Genomic DNA, 16,951 nt, shown 5'->3' on the forward strand with positions numbered 1-16,951 from the left:
CAACACCTGTATAAGTAGACAGTATTGTTCCACAAAGATCGGAGATCGCCTACCCCTGATTTTCTATTTCTGCTGCAGCTCGTCGCAACAAGCCCTCTAACGCGGCCTTTACCGTTTGTCGGCGGACTTCATCGCGGTCGCCGGGGAAGTGCTGCAACTCAGCCGTGACCTCGTCGCCAACACCAAAGGCCAGCCACACCGTGCCCACCGGTTTTTCCGGCGAGCCGCCATCCGGCCCCGCCACACCGCTGACGGCCACGGCAAAACGTGCCAGGCTTTTTTCCTGCGCGCCCCTGACCATCGCCTCCACCACTTCCTGACTGACGGCGCCCACTTTGGCGAACAATGCTTCCGGCACATTCAACTGCCGCGTCTTCTGCCCATTGGAATAGGTGACGTATCCCGCCTCGAACCAGGCCGAGCTGCCCGGTATCCGCGTGATGGCCTCAGCGATACCGCCGCCGGTACAGGACTCGGCGGTGGTGACGTGGGCATTGAGCACTTGTAAACGTCGGCCCAGATCAGCAGCTAGTTGGGTGATTTCTTTCACGGTCGTCTCCTGGAGTGGGCGGGCGTTTGCCTACCCTACAGGAGCAAATCCCACGCGCAAGTGACAGTCTGGATCAAGCGGTTAACGGGCTACGGCACGCGCATACGCCTGGCAGGCTCGCAAGGCAATCAGGGCGTTATCACCGTCGTCGGTGATGCTGATAATTCGCTGAGCATGCGCCGGGTCAAGTCGGGCTCGCGGGGCTGCATGAACCACGCCGCCGGCGGTGGCGGGGGTTGGCATTGCGCAGCCCAGGGCGGGGTCGGCAGCGTCGATAAGGACTGACAACCGCACATCAGCAGTGGCCAGGCGGTCGCGCAGAGCAGCTTGGTTACGTTGCGCATCACTCAGCTCCTGGGCATGTTGTTGATCGCGGGCGCTGAGTTTTCGCTCCAGGGCCAGCCGTTTGTCTTGCTCAGCCTGCTGTCGATTCAGGGCCGCCAGGTGTTGCTGGCTGAGTGACTGCGCGTGATCAGCCGATTGCCGCTCAAGTTGTGCGGCATATCGCCAGGCTTGTACCTGCCAGGTAACTGCCATCAGCAAACAAACACCAATCAACTGGAACATCCCTAAGAAACGCATAACACCACCTTCGCCCGCGCCCATAGCTGCAAACGGTCCTCCAGGCCGTTGAGGCCGCCGTTGATGCGCCGGGTGATGGTGGTGAATTGGTCCTTGTCAGCGAGTTCATTCAGGCCATTGCTTTGCCAAAACCAGGCGGCAGATTCGGTAGCCCATTGCGGCTGCTCCAGCAGTTCCGGGTGTCGCAACAAGCGATCGTCGCCGAACAGCGCTTGGCTGCACGCTAAATAGTTGCGACGCCCGGTGATCTGAATCAGCCCCCTGCCCCGGTACTTCTGGCCATCGCCGTCGGCTTCGGGGGTGTTGCCCAGGCGGGCGGCCAAGGTGCCAGTATCGTATTTGCTGAGGTATTGATCGCTGCCCAGTTCGCGGACGTAGCGCAGTTCGCCGGATTCGTGCCCGATTTGGGCGAGGAAGGCCGCGGTGCGTTGGGGACTGTTGATCCGGTAAAGGTCCATAGCTGCATTTAGAGCACTTAAAAAAAGGCCCGCTCTAAGGCGAGCACCCGGCATGACGTCAAGAAGCTGGGAAAGTGTTATCACCATTGGTTTTACTCTTGAAAAGCCTCTATACCGACAACCCACCCGCCGTGATCGAGCTGCGATAACCCGTCACCGGATCGCCGACATGAACCACCTGCTTCATCGACCATCGCCCCCGCATGTACGAAGGCCAAGTTTCATCCAGTAGCAACAACCCCTCGGCGGCCAGCAACGGGTTACCTGGGCAATCGATCATCAGCTTCAAACCCTCACGCCCCACACGGCGCAGTTCGCCTTCGGCCACGGCGCGGGCTTCAGCTTCATCCTGAAAGCGTTGGCGCAAGGTTTTGAACGGGGCATTCCCGACCTGAACCACGCGCTGCTTGCCCCCTGCGGCATCCCACCAGGTGGCGCGGCTGCCCTCGTACTTCGCACGTGATGTTTCGTCGAGCTTGGCGCTGATGAAGGCGTGTTCACCGGGGCGGTTGTCCTCGGTCACGGATAACGTCACCTCGGGCAATAGCTGGTTGGAGAGCGACTTGACCTGCCCGGCTTCGGCCAGCACATACAGTTCGTTGATCGGTTTGGTGACGGCGTTGTAGCGTTTTGCAAGGCGTGTGATGAACGCCATGTCGCTTTCGTTGGACTGGTCGATGTGCGTTATCGCAATAGCATCCAGCGTCGGCGCCACACGGGGTGAAAACCCGTGACGGCTGACCAGCAGGCGAAACAACGCACCCAAGGTGGTCGGCCCGTAACTGGCAGATCGACGCTGGCGATAGCCGCTGGCGTCCGCCACGCTGAACGGCGCTGCAGTCGCCACGATCATCAAGCGCATGGGAAACAGCACCGGGGTTCGCTGGGTGACGACAAACTCGCCCTTTTCCACCAACCCCGATTCCACATAACCGACGCGCAAGCCGATCTTGCCACTCAGGCTCGGCAGGCCTTCCAGCCCCTCGATATTAAGGGTCAACTCAAGCCGATCAGACTCAATACCGGCGGCATCGGTGTGGCTCCAGTGCATCAGGCGCTGATTGAGCAACGCCGCATTGGCGCCGTAAAACTCGACGATTGGCGTAAATCCCTGTGCCATACAACCTCCTTAATCCCATGCCAAAACGGGCCGTACCGCACCCGGCCGCGATTGCATTTCCGGCACGATGACCCACACCCCGGCAGGTAGAGCCGGGCCGTATTCGGCGAGCGCAGGGTTCAGGCGCCAAAGGGTTTCTTCCGCCGCGTCATCGCAACGACCCAACTCTCGGTAGAGCAGCAGGTTGACCGAATCACCGGCAATACTTCGCACTCTACGCATTGACGAACTCCTCCAGTTCAAGGACCCAGGTCATGCTCATGGCGGTGCCGTCATCGATCACATTGCCCTGGGTTTCCACGAGCGAATTGATCCGCCAGAGCCCCCAATTACGGCCGATGCCATCGACCAGGGGCAGCGGTGCCCGCGCATTTTGCAGCGCGCGCAATTCGTCCAGTCGCTGCATGCCGATGGCGTACATGGCGGCGCCACCGAACGTGAGCTTTTCGAGCTTTTGCCCGTTCTGACGTGACTGGGGCTTGCTGGCAATAATCGCCAGGTCACTCCAGCCGCCGTCGCTGTTGCGGATCAACGAGGAATAGGCAAACCCTCGGGACAGCCCAAAAATGAAGTCGCCCAGTACCATTTGTTGTCGCATCAATCACCTCCTGGATCGGCCAGTGCCGCGTTGCGCCGGATCCCCAGAGAGTCGGTGACCATCGGCATGCATTGGAATTGCAGGGCCTGGATCACTTGATTGACGACCTGCTGGGCATCGGCGGGGTTGACGCCGGTGATCTGGATGCTCGGGGCAATGGTGACCTGGACGCTGTCCGTGCGGGCACTGTTGAGCTCCTTGCTCACCGTGTTGGGGGCTGGCAGACGATCACTTGCGCCGAACAGTTTGTCACCGAGCCAGGAGCCCGCCTCGCTGCCCAGCAAACCGCCGATGGCGCCGCCGACAGCGGTGCCGATGCCCGGGAAAACCAGTGTGCCAAGGGCCGCTCCGGCGGAGGCGCCAGCCCAGGCGCCACCGGCTGTGGAGAGGCCGGTACCGATGGCTTTTGCGTCGCCGTTGCGAACGCCCTGGATCAGATCCACGGCGGTGTCGGCATACTTCAACGGGCCGAGGCGGCGGGCGCCGAACGACTCCAGACGGGTCATCGCTCCGGCCAGGCGGGAGGTAGGCACGCCGGGTGAATGGGCCGCAGGCGCAGGGCGTGGAGTAGGAACTGAGGTTTGAAGTGTATTGTGAGTTTTACCTCCTGCGTCTCCGGGCATGGCAACCACACCACGCTCCAATGCCCCGATCAAACCGAGGTTCTTAGCGCCACCGTTGCCAAGGCCCTGACGACTGCTGGAGGGGGACAAAGCCGACGTCCCGGCGTGGAAGCTTGCCCGAGAGCCACCGAACACAGCCTTGCTCTGCCCATCAAAAACACCACGCAGCAACGTCCTCACCTTGCCGGTTTTTTTACCGGAGCCTGAGCTAGCTCTCTTTCCGGAGTTTTTTGGCTCACCCGCACGACCATTGTCAGGAGGCATGAAGATGTTCGGGGGTTTGGGCGCAAGAAGAGGTTCGCCAGGGCAGCAGCAGTCCTTGCCCTTGCTGTCGTCCTTGAGCCATTTGCGCGTGCTAGGAATCTTCTCTGCGATTTTATCAATCGCCTTACCCGAGACTCTGCTCTTAAGGGTGTCCCACACGCTGGACATTAGTTCCTTGCCGACGAACTTACCGGCATCCGCCCCCATCTCAAGGCCTTTGTCGACCCAGGATCCGGCAACTGGCGCCGGTTCTTTCTGCTCACCCCCAGACGTCACGGAGCGGGTATCCACCGTCTTGATTGCCAACGAATCCCCGGTAATGAACAACGTGCTATTGAGCGTTTCCAGTGTCTCGCGCAGGCGCACTTGCTCCAGCGTCAAAGCGTTGATATCCACGCTGACATTCACCAGCGCCACGCTGAGTTCCGATTCTGGTTGCGGCGTAGCATCGAGGCTGGAAGCCCCGACAAAGTTATCGTGAAGCGGCGCCAGCACACTGTTGAGATCCGCATCACCCGACAGGCCGGCAAAGGTCATCCAGCGTTTGTCTTCTTCCGCGAGCCTGAGCCCATATTGAGTCTCTTGCATCCCGCTCTACTCCTGTTTAACGCCAAGGCGAGTGATCGCAATGTCGTAGCGGCGCAATGCTTTTCCGGCGTCCCAGTCGAGGATTTCCGCTTCATTGACCGAGTAAATCAGCGGCACCACATCGAGGATTACTTCGATGTCGCGCTCCGAAAGAAGTCCGCCGGTTGATTTAAAAAATCGTCGATGCGCTCCTGCAGTTCTGTCCAGTCGGGCACGGTCAAGCCAGCCAGATCAGGGATCATCAGGCCGGTGCAGTGAGCGGTGATGAACTCGGCGCGCTCTTTGTTGGTGGCGAGTTTTTTCATCACTTTTGTCGCACGCAGGGCGGGCATCTCCAGGGGAAGCGCGGCCAAGGTACGGCCGGCAGCGTCGAGGGGCAGCAACAATTGCACCTGTTCATGCAGCGTCGATTCATCGCGCTCGCCCCGGAAGAACGATGCGGGGCGAGTCGACATTTCATGTACGTACTGGGCGATGCTCACGTAGTCCGGGCGCTTGAGTTGGTCGAGCTCTTTTTCCGACAAGCCGGTGGCGAGTTTCGCCAGTTCGAAAAACTGGTCGTCCTCGTCGTCACCGGCCCGGGCCAGCGCGTCTTTTTGCGCGGCGTAGTACAGCGGTTTGAGCTGGACCTGCTGGATCGTCGCGCCAGTGTCGGCGGTGATCGGAGACAGCAGGAGGTGCAGGGGTGGCATCCAGGCCATGGGGCAATTCCTTGGTTAAGTATGGGGGCGAGCACGCCCGCCCCCTGGGTGTTACGGCATTAGTACCGCACGGCGGGCGTCGCCGAGAATATCGACGCCGTTGAGCACGAACTTCTGGGTGCGCACGTCGATGTCGATCACCGGAATGCCGTTTTCCAGACGGTTGTAGGTGCGGCAGGACAGTTCCAGGGTGGTGGTGGCCTTGGTGTTCATCACCATCGCCGCCTCGGCCAGGGATTTGAGCTTGCCGCCGACGGTGTGGTAAGTGAAGTAGGTCTTGCCGTCCTGGTCCTGGCCGGCTTCTCGCACGTTCAGCAGGATGTCGTCACCCAGGCGCACGCCCAGGGCCAGCATGATTTCCGGGCCGGCGCCTTGCAGGACCAAGGTAGCAACCAGGGGTTTGCCGCTCTTGGCCATTTCTTCGGCAATGAAACGGCCGCCGGTCATGGCCTCCATCTCGAACTCGATCTTCGGTGGCGTGAACGAATCCACGGTTGCGGACAACGGCAGGCCCTGAAGGGTGGCCGCAATGGCCTGTCTGACTCGGTTGGTAAACATTAGAGAACGTCCTCCAGGAACTGCTCGATGATTTCATCGCGGGCGTTGAGTTGATAAACCATGTGTTCGTTCGGCGCGTAGCGGCCGTAGTCGATGACGATGAACCAGGTGCCGTTCTTGTACTTCTCGACGCTGTTCAGTTCCGGGTGCAGGTACACGCTGCCGCCGGGAATGGTTTCGTCGGCGACCAGGGTTTGCAGCCAGTCGTTGATGCGCTTGACCTCCTGGTCCATGAAGGACTTGGTGAGGTTCTTGGCCATGGCTTTCTGGCCGGCCTTGACCAGCTTGCGGCTAATCGCATCTTCCAGACCGACGTAGCTGATGAACTTGCCGGTGATGGAGCGGTTACCCAGCAGCGAGAACCCGCCGAGGATGGTGCGGGCGTAGTAGCTCACGCCGTAGCGGTTGAGCAGATCGCCTTCGGTGGAGGTGTCGAGGATGTTGTACTCGACCACGCGGGAAACATCCTCGGCGAACGTCACCTGATTGCCCGGGCTTTCCCACTGCTTGACCTTGGCCAGTGCTGCAATAGCCAAAGAGGACGGCGACAGGAATACGTTTTTCTTCGCGGCCTTGGAGTACACCGCCGGCATGTTGTGCACCAGCAGGCAACGGTCGAAACCGAGGTCGGCACCGCCCAGTTCGCCGCTGTAGGTCACCTGGTCGGCGACCGAGGCGTCCTTGCCATCCAGCACGACGCGAGCCTTGATACGCTTGCCGAAGGAGGCAAACTCGCCGGCCACGGCCTTGGTGCCGGTGAAGCCTGGGGCGCCGATGATGGTCAGGTCTTCCGGCACGCTGCTCAGGGCAGCCAGGCCGAGTTTGCGGCCGGTAACGGGTTCGTTGCCGCCGATCACATTGTTGATCGTGTCCGCCGGGGTCGCGCCCTCCTCCACGATCACCACATAGACCGGCACTTTTACTACCTTGAGTATCTGGTAGACGGCGTGGAACAGCGTGCCACTCTCCGCGCCGGTGGGGTCCAGCAGCGCTTGGGTGGTGAAGCTATTGATGCGAAACGGCGCATTTTTCGGGATCGACGCATGGGCATTGGGGCAGTGCCGACCAAGCCGATGACGTTGTCGCCAAGGCCACCCATGGCCTCGGGGGATTCAGTGGCATTCACAGTGATGCCGTTGTGCTCGAAGTTCAAAACCTCAGCCATGATTATTCAGCCTTCTTGGGGGTGGAGTTGAGGACGCGGGTGAGCTCCAGACGGCCGGCGGTGCGCAGGGCGGATGCTTCGACGTCCAGCAGTTCCAGTTCCTGGCCGACGGTGGACCAGTGGCCGGCGCCGACGGGGAATGGGATGAGGACGGTGTAGGTTTGGCGGTTGGGCATGAGTCGAATTCTCCGGATGGAAAACGCCAAAGCCCCTGCGAGAGGGGCTTTGGGGAGGCGAAAAAAACCGCTTTCGCGGTTATTTTGAATATTGTAGAAAGGCAGGCATTTCTGGCCAAACAACCGTGAAAGGATCTCCCACATCTTGCGGGACATCCCGCAACAATTTGCGATAGGCAGCAGCTTGAGTACGTTGGACGTCACTCAAAGGGCAGTCCTGAACTTGGGTATGGTCAGTCTCGCGCAACAACTGATCACGACGAACGCGAATAGAAGACCATTCCAAAAGTTCCAAACCTTCCTTACTGGGAATAAGAGATGGAAAAACATCGATAGAAACATCATTCATTTAAAACACCACCGTTGGCGAAAGGGACAGCTTCGACTTTATATCTCCAAGCTTAATAGATCGATAGCGACCAACTTGCATCGTATCAATTCGCAACGAAGTCACATAAACATTGGATATCTTGATCCGGCAAACAGCATTACCAGCTGTATCAGCATAAATAGTCGGTTCGAATTTACCAAAGCACGATTGATTGATGACTGCCCGTTGCGGTGCATACACGTAACCAGCAAAGGTTTCGTCCAGTACCAAAGAGCTACCATAACTATAACCACGAATATTTAGCCAAAACATCTGGTCATCAGAATTAATAGAAAACGGCAATTTGAAATGGACATACACATTCATCGACGACCCCAAATCAGTTGCGACCATACCACCGGTCGCTCCGACGTCGTAAGGCGCCCCAGTCCCCCAAATTAGCCCCTGAAAAACACTCATCAAGAGCGTACCGGGCTCACCGGCTTCGCCTACAACATCTTTGAGGGCACGAAAATGATCAAACTCTGCGCGAGCCTGATCCATTCGTGCGTCGATGGCGCCAATTTTCCCAGTCACAGCATTTGTCAGGTTATTAGACGCCTGAACCAAGTTAGCTATTTGCGTTTCCGTACTCAAAGTAGTAGCTCCTTTATTCTGCTAGCTTAGACCGCTCAGCAGCCATAACCAAATGACAACCAAGATGACCTAATACGTTATTAAACGATTAGACTATTTTGCTCCAGCTTCATCACGCGAAATAGCAACCCCAGATGACGAGCCATATTGTCGACATTTGCCGACGCTACCGCCGCCAGCTCGTCAGCAATAAGGATATTCAGATTTTCCGTACCAACGACCACAGTGACGCTATCCGCCGGTAACGGCGAAACATCCAACGTAAACTTCTGCAGCACCCGAGCCGCCGCCGCTTTATACGTCAGCAACTTCCCCGCTACGGAATACACTGCCAACAAAGTCCCGCTGGCGAGGTAAAACCCAAACTCGCCAATCTCATACTCACCCTCGCCATCAAACAGCGCGGCCATCCTGAGTTGGCGGTCGCCCAGGTCCTCGTAGTCCACAATGGCGACCCGTTGGCGCTCATCACGCAAGGCCACTTCCGTGCCGTCTGGGTTGTAGCGGCCGGTGCCGGCGCCGATGTGGGTGATTTCGCCTTTCAATCCCTGGTTTTTTGCCTGCAGCACTTCATCCAATCCCTTGGAGGTGAAGCGCACCAGGCGTGTGATTTCATCTGTCATGGCTGCGCCCTGAGGTCGTAGTCGTTGATGGTGTAGTGCAGGGCAACGCCCGCACTGTTAAGTCGAGCAACCAGTGCAAATTCAGGTAGCGCACCTTGCAGGCTTAACTCGCTGTCGCTAAACGGGGCATGAACAATTGCGCTCAAGGCAAGTCGACCTTGCGTCTCATGTACGACGGTAATCGTCGCCTGGTCCCGCTCACTCTTCGCCGCGTTGATCCGGCGAATCAGCCGGTTGTGGTCGCCACTGGACCAACTGCGCCCGATGATCGCCTGCACGTCGAAGGTATAAGGCACGCCCAACGGCCGCTGCTGGTACCAAGCGCTGATATCCGGCGTGAACCCCAGCGATTCCACCGCATAACTCAAGGCTTTGGGCGTGCCCGCCTGGCGTTGGATTTGCCAGGATAGGGCCACCGTCAGGCGCTTTTCCGTTTCGCTGGCGTCAGCGTCCCATTCGCTGACACCCCGGTCGGCGGCAAGGTAGGGAAGAAACTCGGTGGGGGTCTGCAGCGGGTTCATCAACGCCGGAAACGGCGGGATGACCCGGTCGAGCAATTGTCCGAATCCCAGGTCCAACGCCTTTTCCAACGGTGAGCTGTTGGCCGGCAACAAACTCGCTTTGGGCTCACTCATAGCGTGCGCACCTCCACCTCGACGCCCGTGCAATACGGGGCCTGGAACGCGGTGCTGATGATCGGCTCCAGGGGTTCAAGGATTTGCAGTTGCGCGGCGCCTGCGCTGTGAATCGCGTAGTCGATCCAGCTCGGGTCCACTCGCCCTTCCAGGCGATGACAGGAGTCGGCATAGGTTTGCAGCAGTTGCTGCGCGGCTACCTGAGTGAGCCCGGAATCCGGCCCGGCGTTGATCTTCGCCACTACGCGAATTTTGTAGGGTTGAATCTGTGCGCCCTGGACGGAGACGAGATCGGTTTCCGGTCGCACATCCGGCCGTGCGAAATGTCGACGAACGCCGTCAAGCAAATCGGCGGACGCCGTACCGTCGCCTTCACGGGACAACACCGTAACCATGACTTCGCCGGGGGCCGTGCGTCGACCGTTGCCGTCTTTGACCCGGGCCGCATAGCCGTCCGGGTCAAAGGTATAGGTGACGGTCACCACGCCAGGTGTCGCGCTTTGCACTTTCACCGCAGGCCGTTCGCCAAGGGTGAACACCTCGCGGCGATATTGCATGCGCGAGCCTGCCGCCGGAGCATGGGGCGCCAGGTAATAGCGCAGGCGAGCGTCGTCGTCGCTTTCCAATGTCGGCGGCACGGGTGGGAAAGCCGCCGGGTCACCTGGGTCCAGCACTTGGCGCTCCAACCCCATATCGGCCAGGCGTGCATCAAGGTTACTGCCCGTTGCCCACCACGCAAGCATCTGCTTTATACGGGCGTTGTACTTGCGCTCGTGGGTTTGCAGGCGCACGCAAAACGCTTCCAGGGCCAGGGTCAGCAACTCACTTTCATTATCGAGACTGACCTTGAGTTTTGCCGCGTTTTGCGGCGCTCGGGTGGCGACGTAGTCGATGACGAAGCCCTTGAATTCAGCCAGCAAGGGTTCGAACTCATCCACCGCGATGATGGCCGGTTCCGCCAGTTGGTTCTGGCCGGGGATCAGCATGCTCATGTCACGACCTCGAAGGATTGTTGGCGGTTTTTCCAGGTGCCAGCGAAACGCAGCAACAGGCCAGCGCCCTGGCGGGTGGCGACGATGACCTGAGGTTGAAAATCGCTGATGCCGTTCTGGGCGTTATAGAACGCCTGGGCGGCGTGGCTTTGAGCGAGGATCAGCAGGTCGTCGCCCAGGTTTTGGCCGAGCAGTTGCGGGATCAGCGAGCCGTACAACGGGCGTTTCTGGCGAGTGCCCACGGGGGTGGTCAGCGCTCGGGTGGCGCGCTGCACGAATTGCAGCCAGTCATCGACGGCCGCCCCGGTGTTCCTATCGATTCCGATCATAAGATGTCCTTATCGGGGGCTGATGACTCGACCTTGGTGGTCCACCACCGGGCCGCTGAAATGCGCGCCGGCGGCATCCAACAACAGGCTGGTGCCGCCGATTTGCAACGTGATGCTTTGGGCGTTGATCGTCAGACTGGCGGCACCGACCTTGACGTCGACCTGTTCGCGGGAACCGGTGAACGTGGTTGGACCATTGACCCAGTTGAACGTGTGGCTGGCATCGTCGTAATCGCTTTGGGTGCCGTCCTGATGCCGGCGCCGGGTCAGCGTCGCAACGCTGGAGACGGGCGGAAACAGACTACTGTTGAGACCGAACAAGGCCACAGACTGCGTGCCACCTTCCCCGCCACCATAGTTGAGCAAGAGGCATTGCTCGCCCACTGACGGAATGCGGGTCTCGGTCTGCGCACCGGCGCTGGGGTTAAAAAAACGGATCGCCGGTGTGAGCAGCTCACCATGGCTGACCTTGCAGGTATTGCTGGCGGCGTCGACTTCCTGGCAGATGCCAATCCGACAAAAACTTTCAGCGCGTCGATACAGGTCTTCAAGCTGGGTTTCCATCTCCGCCAGGCGTTCGATGATCGGCCCTAATTGCATGCGTAACAGCGCGTCGAACATGGGCTACTCCGCCAGGGGTTTGTATTGATCGGGGTCGTCGATGTTCGAAACGTCCCAAGTGCGGGCAAACAGCGGTTGGCCTGTGGGATCGTTGAGTAACGTCGGTCCGAGATAGAGGGTTTGGGTGAAGGAAACGGTCCAGGTGTCGTAGTCCGTTTCTGCTGTGTTGTGCATAGAGGGCGCGGCGACGATATTCGTCGGCAAATCGCACTGTGCCTGCGGCAGGTTCCAACGGTTATCCAGCACCAGGTCCATGAGTTGGCTGGCCAGGTCGCAGGCATCAAACGGCAATGCACCGGGAGCGACCATGGCCTTGAGCGAAATCGCCAAGGCATGGGCTTTACGTCCTTCGCGAGAGCGAATACCCGGGCCATTGCCTTCGACCGTGATCAACACGCCGGTTTTTTCTCCGGGGCCCTGAAAGTCCTGATGATTGCCGACTTTCAGGTCCGGGAAGGCGGCGTGCAGCGACTCGACGATGGCTTGGGGCAGTTGGGATGGTTTTTCGATAAGTGTCATTTGAGTAGCGTCCTTGCAACGGTTACTGCTGATCCGGGCGGGAGCCTTCGTTGACCCCGATGCGCTTGGCCGCCCACCGTTCATAAAGCCCGATGGCTACGTCGGCACCGGCCATGGCGGTCAGGCAACCAATGGCGCCGGCGGTCCAGATCGACATGCCGGCGGCGTAACACAGCATCAGGGCCGAAACCCCGCAGACCATGCACGCCCCAGATCTGAGGGCCAGGCGCCGAATCAGCGACCAACCACGGGCGCCTTCCTTGTCGGCGCGCCACATTTCGCCGGAAACCCCGCCGATCACAGCCAGTGCGATGACCAGCCAGATAGGCATTTCCGCTAACGCTTGCTGCTCGTTTGTCATGTCACGCCTCCTGGCTGAGCAATGCCGGCAGAGTGCCGGTGTTTGGGTAATTCAATGGGTAGGTAGGCATTCCAAAAAGCCCGGTTGCCCGGGCTTTTCAGTAATGATGTCCTCGAACGTTCGGCGCTACTGGCGCGGTACGGTTCTTTCCTCGATGTTTTTCCGACCACGATCCCTGTCTGCCGGATAACTACTTCTGGTGCTTTACGCTGCACACCCGGGTCAGTTGCCAACCCTCTGAACCGTTAAGGCCGGTTCATCGCTGCCTGTTCTTGTAAAGCGGTATGACTAAAGAGCGTCGGCATCCTTGCCGGTGTTGCCTGGCATCCCTGCCATCGCTTCGATGGCGTCCTTGCCGATGTTGCGTGCCTTCCTTGTCTTCCTTGGCAGCATCCTTGCCGCCTCCACCAGGCCTTGTTGGCTGGCTTGGGACCGAGAATATGCATGTATGCATATACAGTCAATGCATAAATGCATTTATTTTTGCCATGTAAATGCACGCATGCATTTAGGGCCTTACGGGCAAAGGGTTTGGCGATTTTCTGCAGACGTAAAAAAGCCCGCTCATTGGCGGGCCTTGTCTTACGCAATAAGGTTAACGGGCGTACATGCCCCACCAGAACACGTGACCGAGGATGCTGATCTGCTCATCCTGGATATCCTGGAAGCTATAGTCCTCGTCCGGGTGCTCATCGCGATTGAAACTACGCAGCCTGATCCCGGAAGGCAGACGATAGAGCTGTTTGACCCGCAATTGGCCATTGTGATTGATGGCATACAAGTCGCCATCAACGATGTCGCCAATCCCGCTCTTGCCCGCATTCACACCTACCGTCGCGCCATCGCGCAGCACCGGCAACATACTGTTGCCGCGCACCGTCACACACTTGGCCTGGTCGAATTGCACACCGTTGTGACGCAGGCTGCGCTTTCCAAAACGCAGGCTGGCCTTCTCGCTTTCCTCGATGACGAATCTTCCTGATCCAGCAGCCAATTCAACCTCGCGCAGAAAGGGGATCGACACCTCGTCATCATTAACGGGCGTGTCGTCGTCCCACAGGCTTATGTCCTTGAGCTCCGAATGCATCGGGTCGCGCCCGTCATCACGCAAAGAACCCACCGCCGCGCGCCCGCGCAGTTGGTCGGTGCTGACGCGGAAGTACTCGGCGATGCGGGAGATGTGCTTGTCCGACGGGTCAACGATCTTGCCGCTGAGGATCCGGGACAATGTGGATTGAGGCACGCCGGTACGCCGGTGAAGCTCCGTGGGGGAGATCCGGTCGCGGTCCAGCAGCTCTCTTAAGACGATAGAAACGTTGCGTTTTTGCATAACGGGGATAGTGACGGTAGTTTTCGGGGTTGGCAAATGCTAATTTGCATATCCAATGCATAAAAATGAGCTTGTGTCGAAATTTCCTTGAGATCTTAGCCATGTACCCTTCTTACACGTACCGGCGAACGACTTTACAAAGCTGGTGCCCATAAGATTGGCTACCGTATTCCCGAGCAGCATACGCGGGCCAACCTGGATTCCAGGCTCGGGCTACCATCAGGAGCGCATTGATGATGTCGATGAACGGGCAACCGATAACCTGTGGCGAGGGCGCTTGTCGGATCGCCGCACCGCCCCGCTGGACTGCGTAGCAGTCCCCTTTTGAGGGACGCTTCGCGCCCCAACGGGAGCAAGCTCCCTCGCCACGGTTACAGTGTTCCTTCTTGACTGATCGGCATTGGGGGCCGCCCCCTTTGCGTTTTACCTACCCGTTTGCGACCTGCGAACCCCCGACCTCGCGTGTTAACCTTGCGCCCATCGCAAAAAATGCTGGGCCAAGCGCCCCCTTTGCCCCATCACTTTCAACGAATTTGCCTACTATCCAATGAGTAAAAACACTTCCGACCTGTCCTCCCACACGCCGATGATGCAGCAGTACTGGCGCCTGAAAAACCAGCACCCTGATCAGTTGATGTTCTATCGCATGGGCGACTTCTACGAGATCTTCTATGAAGACGCGAAGAAGGCCGCCAAGTTGCTGGATATCACCCTGACCGCGCGCGGGCAGTCGGCGGGGCAGGCGATTCCGATGTGTGGGATTCCTTACCATTCGTTGGAAGGCTATCTGGTCAAGCTGGTGAAGCTGGGCGAGTCGGTGGTGATCTGCGAGCAGATCGGCGATCCGGCGACCAGTAAAGGGCCGGTGGAACGTCAGGTGGTGCGCATTATTACGCCGGGGACGGTGAGTGATGAGGCGTTGCTGGATGAGCGACGCGATAACCTGATCGCCGCCGTGCTGGGCGATGAGCGTTTGTTCGGCCTTTCTGTTCTGGATATCACTAGCGGCAACTTCAGCGTGCTGGAGATTAAAGGCTGGGAGAACCTGCTGGCGGAACTGGAGCGCATCAATCCGGTGGAGTTGTTGATTCCGGATGATTGGCCTAAGGACTTGCCGGCGGAAAAGCGTCGTGGGACCAAGCGTCGCGCGCCGTGGGATTTTGAGCGTGATTCGGCGCTGAAAAGTCTGTGCCAGCAGTTCTCGGTGCAAGACCTTAAAGGCTTCGGCTGCGAAACCCTGACCCTGGCCATCGGCGCTGCCGGCTGCCTGCTCAGCTACGCCAAGGAAACCCAGCGTACCGCCCTGCCGCATTTGCGCAGCCTGCGCCATGAGCGCCTGGACGATACCGTGGTGCTCGATGGCGCGAGCCGTCGCAACCTGGAGCTGGACACCAACCTGGCCGGCGGGCGTGACAACACCCTGCAATCGGTGGTCGACCGTTGCCAGACCGCCATGGGCAGCCGTTTGCTGACACGTTGGTTGAACCGTCCGCTGCGAGACCTGACTGTGTTGCAAGCGCGTCAGACTTCTATTACCTGCTTGCTCGACGGTTATCGCTTTGAAAAGCTGCAGCCGCAGCTCAAGGAAATCGGCGATATCGAGCGCATCCTGGCGCGGATCGGCCTGCGCAACGCGCGCCCCCGTGACTTGGCACGTCTGCGCGATGCCCTTAGCGCCCTGCCGCAGTTGCAAGTTGCAATGACCGAGTTGGACACGCCGCACCTGCAGCAACTCGCAGTCACTGCCGGCACCTACCCGGACCTCGCGGCCCTGCTGGAAAAAGCCATCATCGACAACCCGCCGGCGATCATCCGTGACGGCGGCGTGCTGAAGACCGGTTACGACAGCGAACTGGATGATCTGCAGTCACTGAGCGAAAACGCCGGGCAGTTCCTGATTGACCTGGAAGCCCGCGAGAAAGCCCGCACCGGCCTGGCGAACCTGAAAGTCGGTTACAACCGCGTGCACGGCTACTTTATCGAGTTGCCGAGCAAGCAGGCCGAGCAGGCGCCGATCGACTATCAGCGCCGCCAGACCCTCAAAGGTGCCGAACGCTTTATCACCCCTGAGCTGAAAGCCTTTGAAGACAAGGCGCTGTCGGCCAAAAGCCGCGCCCTGGCTCGTGAAAAGATGCTCTATGAAGCCTTGCTCGAAGACTTGATCAGCCGACTGGCGCCGTTGCAGGACACCGCTGCGGCCCTGGCGGAACTGGATGTGCTGAGTAATCTCGCCGAACGTGCGCTTAACCTTGATTTGAACTGCCCGCGCTTTGTCAGCGAGCCGTGCATGCGCATCGTCCAGGGTCGTCACCCGGTGGTGGAGCAGGTTTTGACGACGCCGTTCGTCGCCAACGACCTGTCGCTGGACGACGATACCCGCATGTTGGTGATCACTGGTCCTAACATGGGCGGTAAATCCACCTACATGCGTCAGACCGCCTTGATCGTGCTGCTGGCGCATATCGGTAGCTTTGTACCGGCGGCGAGCTGCGAATTGTCTCTGGTCGACCGGATTTTCACGCGGATCGGCTCCAGTGATGACCTGGCCGGCGGCCGTTCGACCTTTATGGTGGAAATGAGTGAAACCGCGAATATCCTGCACAACGCCACCGAACGCAGCCTGGTACTGATGGACGAAGTGGGTCGCGGCACCAGCACCTTCGACGGCCTGTCACTGGCATGGGCGGCGGCCGAGCGCCTGGCGCATCTGCGCGCCTATACGCTGTTTGCCACGCACTATTTCGAACTGACCGTGCTGCCGGAAAGCGAGCCGCTGGTGGCCAACGTGCACCTCAATGCCACCGAGCACAACGAGCGCATCGTGTTCCTGCACCACGTACTGCCAGGGCCGGCCAGCCAGAGTTACGGCCTGGCCGTGGCGCAATTGGCCGGCGTGCCGAACGACGTGATTACCCGCGCCCGCGAGCACCTCAGTCGCCTGGAAACCACGGCGCTGCCCCACGAAACCGTGGTCGCCAGCCCCACCAAGGCGGCGAGCAAACCCAGCGCTCCGCACCAGAGTGACATGTTCGCCAGCCTGCCCCATCCAGTGCTGGATGAGCTGGCAAAGCTTGACCTGGACGACTTGACACCGCGAAAAGCGCTCGAAATGTTATATGCACTGAAGACTCGGATATAACGCAGACGCTTGCAAGCTGATAGAATCTCGCGCGGTTTGGGATGCTGCGGGC

At 59.3% G+C, this 16,951-nt stretch carries 21 protein-coding genes and 1 pseudogene; 1 reads left to right on the forward strand and 21 read right to left on the reverse strand.

Translation table 11 applies throughout. The features are described 5' to 3' along the window. Positions 1-49: 49 nt before the first annotated feature. The 21 genes and pseudogenes from ACR52_RS02370 to ACR52_RS02465 all read right to left on the reverse strand — a co-directional run bounded on the left by ACR52_RS02370 (position 50) and on the right by ACR52_RS02465 (position 13,760). Positions 50-550, reverse strand: a complete 501-nt coding sequence (locus ACR52_RS02370) for a CinA family protein (protein WP_048720089.1) — start codon at positions 548-550, stop codon at positions 50-52. An 81-nt stretch (positions 551-631) separates the two neighbouring features. Further along, positions 632-1,132: a lysis system i-spanin subunit Rz gene (locus ACR52_RS02375; RefSeq protein WP_048720091.1), complete on the reverse strand. Its 501-nt coding sequence runs from the start codon at positions 1,130-1,132 to the stop codon at positions 632-634. Beyond that, on the reverse strand, positions 1,120-1,677 hold the full coding sequence (locus ACR52_RS02380) for a glycoside hydrolase family 19 protein (RefSeq protein WP_048720093.1): 558 nt from the start codon (positions 1,675-1,677) through the stop codon (positions 1,120-1,122). The genes ACR52_RS02375 and ACR52_RS02380 overlap by 13 nt, the downstream gene beginning before the upstream one ends. Positions 1,678-1,699: 22 nt before the next feature. Next, on the reverse strand, positions 1,700-2,710 hold the full coding sequence (locus ACR52_RS02385; RefSeq protein WP_048720095.1) for a contractile injection system protein, VgrG/Pvc8 family: 1,011 nt from the start codon (positions 2,708-2,710) through the stop codon (positions 1,700-1,702). Between the two features lie 9 nt (positions 2,711-2,719). Continuing rightward, on the reverse strand, positions 2,720-2,932 hold the full coding sequence (locus tag ACR52_RS02390; RefSeq protein ID WP_048720097.1) for a tail protein X: 213 nt from the start codon (positions 2,930-2,932) through the stop codon (positions 2,720-2,722). Next, positions 2,925-3,308, reverse strand: a complete 384-nt coding sequence (locus ACR52_RS02395) for a phage tail protein (protein ID WP_048720098.1) — start codon at positions 3,306-3,308, stop codon at positions 2,925-2,927. The genes ACR52_RS02390 and ACR52_RS02395 overlap by 8 nt, the downstream gene beginning before the upstream one ends. Further along, the gene (locus tag ACR52_RS02400; RefSeq protein WP_048720100.1) at positions 3,308-4,783 is read right to left on the reverse strand and encodes a hypothetical protein; all 1,476 of its coding nucleotides are present in this window, start codon (positions 4,781-4,783) and stop codon (positions 3,308-3,310) included. The genes ACR52_RS02395 and ACR52_RS02400 overlap by 1 nt, the downstream gene beginning before the upstream one ends. A gap of 128 nt (positions 4,784-4,911) precedes the next feature. Beyond that, a complete protein-coding gene (locus ACR52_RS02410) occupies positions 4,912-5,484 on the reverse strand; it encodes a phage tail assembly protein (protein WP_048720102.1) in 573 nt (190 codons plus the stop codon). Positions 5,485-5,535: 51 nt separating this feature from the next. After that, positions 5,536-6,042 carry a phage major tail tube protein gene (locus ACR52_RS02415; RefSeq protein WP_048720103.1) on the reverse strand — a complete coding sequence of 169 codons (507 nt, stop codon included), beginning with the start codon at positions 6,040-6,042 and terminating at the stop codon, positions 5,536-5,538. After that, positions 6,042-7,207: pseudogene (locus ACR52_RS02420) on the reverse strand (phage tail protein). Before ACR52_RS02420 ends, ACR52_RS02415 begins: the two are co-directional and overlap by 1 nt. Before the next feature lie 2 nt (positions 7,208-7,209). Next, positions 7,210-7,383 (reverse strand): hypothetical protein, encoded by a 174-nt coding sequence (locus ACR52_RS30880; protein WP_173439163.1) that lies wholly within the window; start codon positions 7,381-7,383, stop codon positions 7,210-7,212. 79 nt (positions 7,384-7,462) lie between these two features. Further along, positions 7,463-7,732 carry a tail fiber assembly protein gene (locus ACR52_RS29030; RefSeq protein WP_082143083.1) on the reverse strand — a complete coding sequence of 90 codons (270 nt, stop codon included), beginning with the start codon at positions 7,730-7,732 and terminating at the stop codon, positions 7,463-7,465. Then, entirely contained in the window at positions 7,733-8,350 is a 618-nt protein-coding gene (locus ACR52_RS02425) for a hypothetical protein (protein WP_048720105.1), read from the reverse strand. It lies immediately after the preceding gene. 80 nt (positions 8,351-8,430) lie between these two features. After that, positions 8,431-8,973: a tail fiber protein gene (locus ACR52_RS02430; protein WP_048720107.1), complete on the reverse strand. Its 543-nt coding sequence runs from the start codon at positions 8,971-8,973 to the stop codon at positions 8,431-8,433. Then, positions 8,970-9,608, reverse strand: a complete 639-nt coding sequence (locus ACR52_RS02435) for a phage tail protein I (RefSeq protein ID WP_048720109.1) — start codon at positions 9,606-9,608, stop codon at positions 8,970-8,972. The genes ACR52_RS02430 and ACR52_RS02435 overlap by 4 nt, the downstream gene beginning before the upstream one ends. Further along, on the reverse strand, positions 9,605-10,600 hold the full coding sequence (locus ACR52_RS02440; RefSeq protein WP_048720111.1) for a baseplate J/gp47 family protein: 996 nt from the start codon (positions 10,598-10,600) through the stop codon (positions 9,605-9,607). Before ACR52_RS02440 ends, ACR52_RS02435 begins: the two co-directional genes overlap by 4 nt. Further along, on the reverse strand, positions 10,597-10,929 hold the full coding sequence (locus ACR52_RS02445) for a phage baseplate protein (RefSeq protein WP_048720113.1): 333 nt from the start codon (positions 10,927-10,929) through the stop codon (positions 10,597-10,599). The genes ACR52_RS02440 and ACR52_RS02445 overlap by 4 nt, the downstream gene beginning before the upstream one ends. A gap of 9 nt (positions 10,930-10,938) precedes the next feature. Continuing rightward, positions 10,939-11,550, reverse strand: a complete 612-nt coding sequence (locus ACR52_RS02450; RefSeq protein ID WP_048720115.1) for a phage baseplate assembly protein V — start codon at positions 11,548-11,550, stop codon at positions 10,939-10,941. A 3-nt stretch (positions 11,551-11,553) separates the two neighbouring features. Further along, on the reverse strand, positions 11,554-12,069 hold the full coding sequence (locus tag ACR52_RS02455; protein ID WP_048720117.1) for a hypothetical protein: 516 nt from the start codon (positions 12,067-12,069) through the stop codon (positions 11,554-11,556). A gap of 22 nt (positions 12,070-12,091) precedes the next feature. Then, positions 12,092-12,430, reverse strand: coding sequence for a phage holin family protein (locus ACR52_RS02460; RefSeq protein WP_048720119.1), 339 nt, complete (start codon positions 12,428-12,430; stop codon positions 12,092-12,094). Between the two features lie 595 nt (positions 12,431-13,025). Beyond that, positions 13,026-13,760: a LexA family transcriptional regulator gene (locus ACR52_RS02465; RefSeq protein WP_082143084.1), complete on the reverse strand. Its 735-nt coding sequence runs from the start codon at positions 13,758-13,760 to the stop codon at positions 13,026-13,028. Positions 13,761-14,307: 547 nt separating this feature from the next. Between ACR52_RS02465 and mutS the strand changes: the two genes are divergently transcribed. Beyond that, positions 14,308-16,899 carry a DNA mismatch repair protein MutS gene (gene mutS, locus ACR52_RS02470; protein ID WP_048720123.1) on the forward strand — a complete coding sequence of 864 codons (2,592 nt, stop codon included), beginning with the start codon at positions 14,308-14,310 and terminating at the stop codon, positions 16,897-16,899. Positions 16,900-16,951 lie beyond the last annotated feature (52 nt).

Origin of the sequence: Pseudomonas fildesensis, from assembly GCF_001050345.1 — a bacterium.
Classification (GTDB): domain Bacteria; phylum Pseudomonadota; class Gammaproteobacteria; order Pseudomonadales; family Pseudomonadaceae; genus Aquipseudomonas; species Aquipseudomonas fildesensis.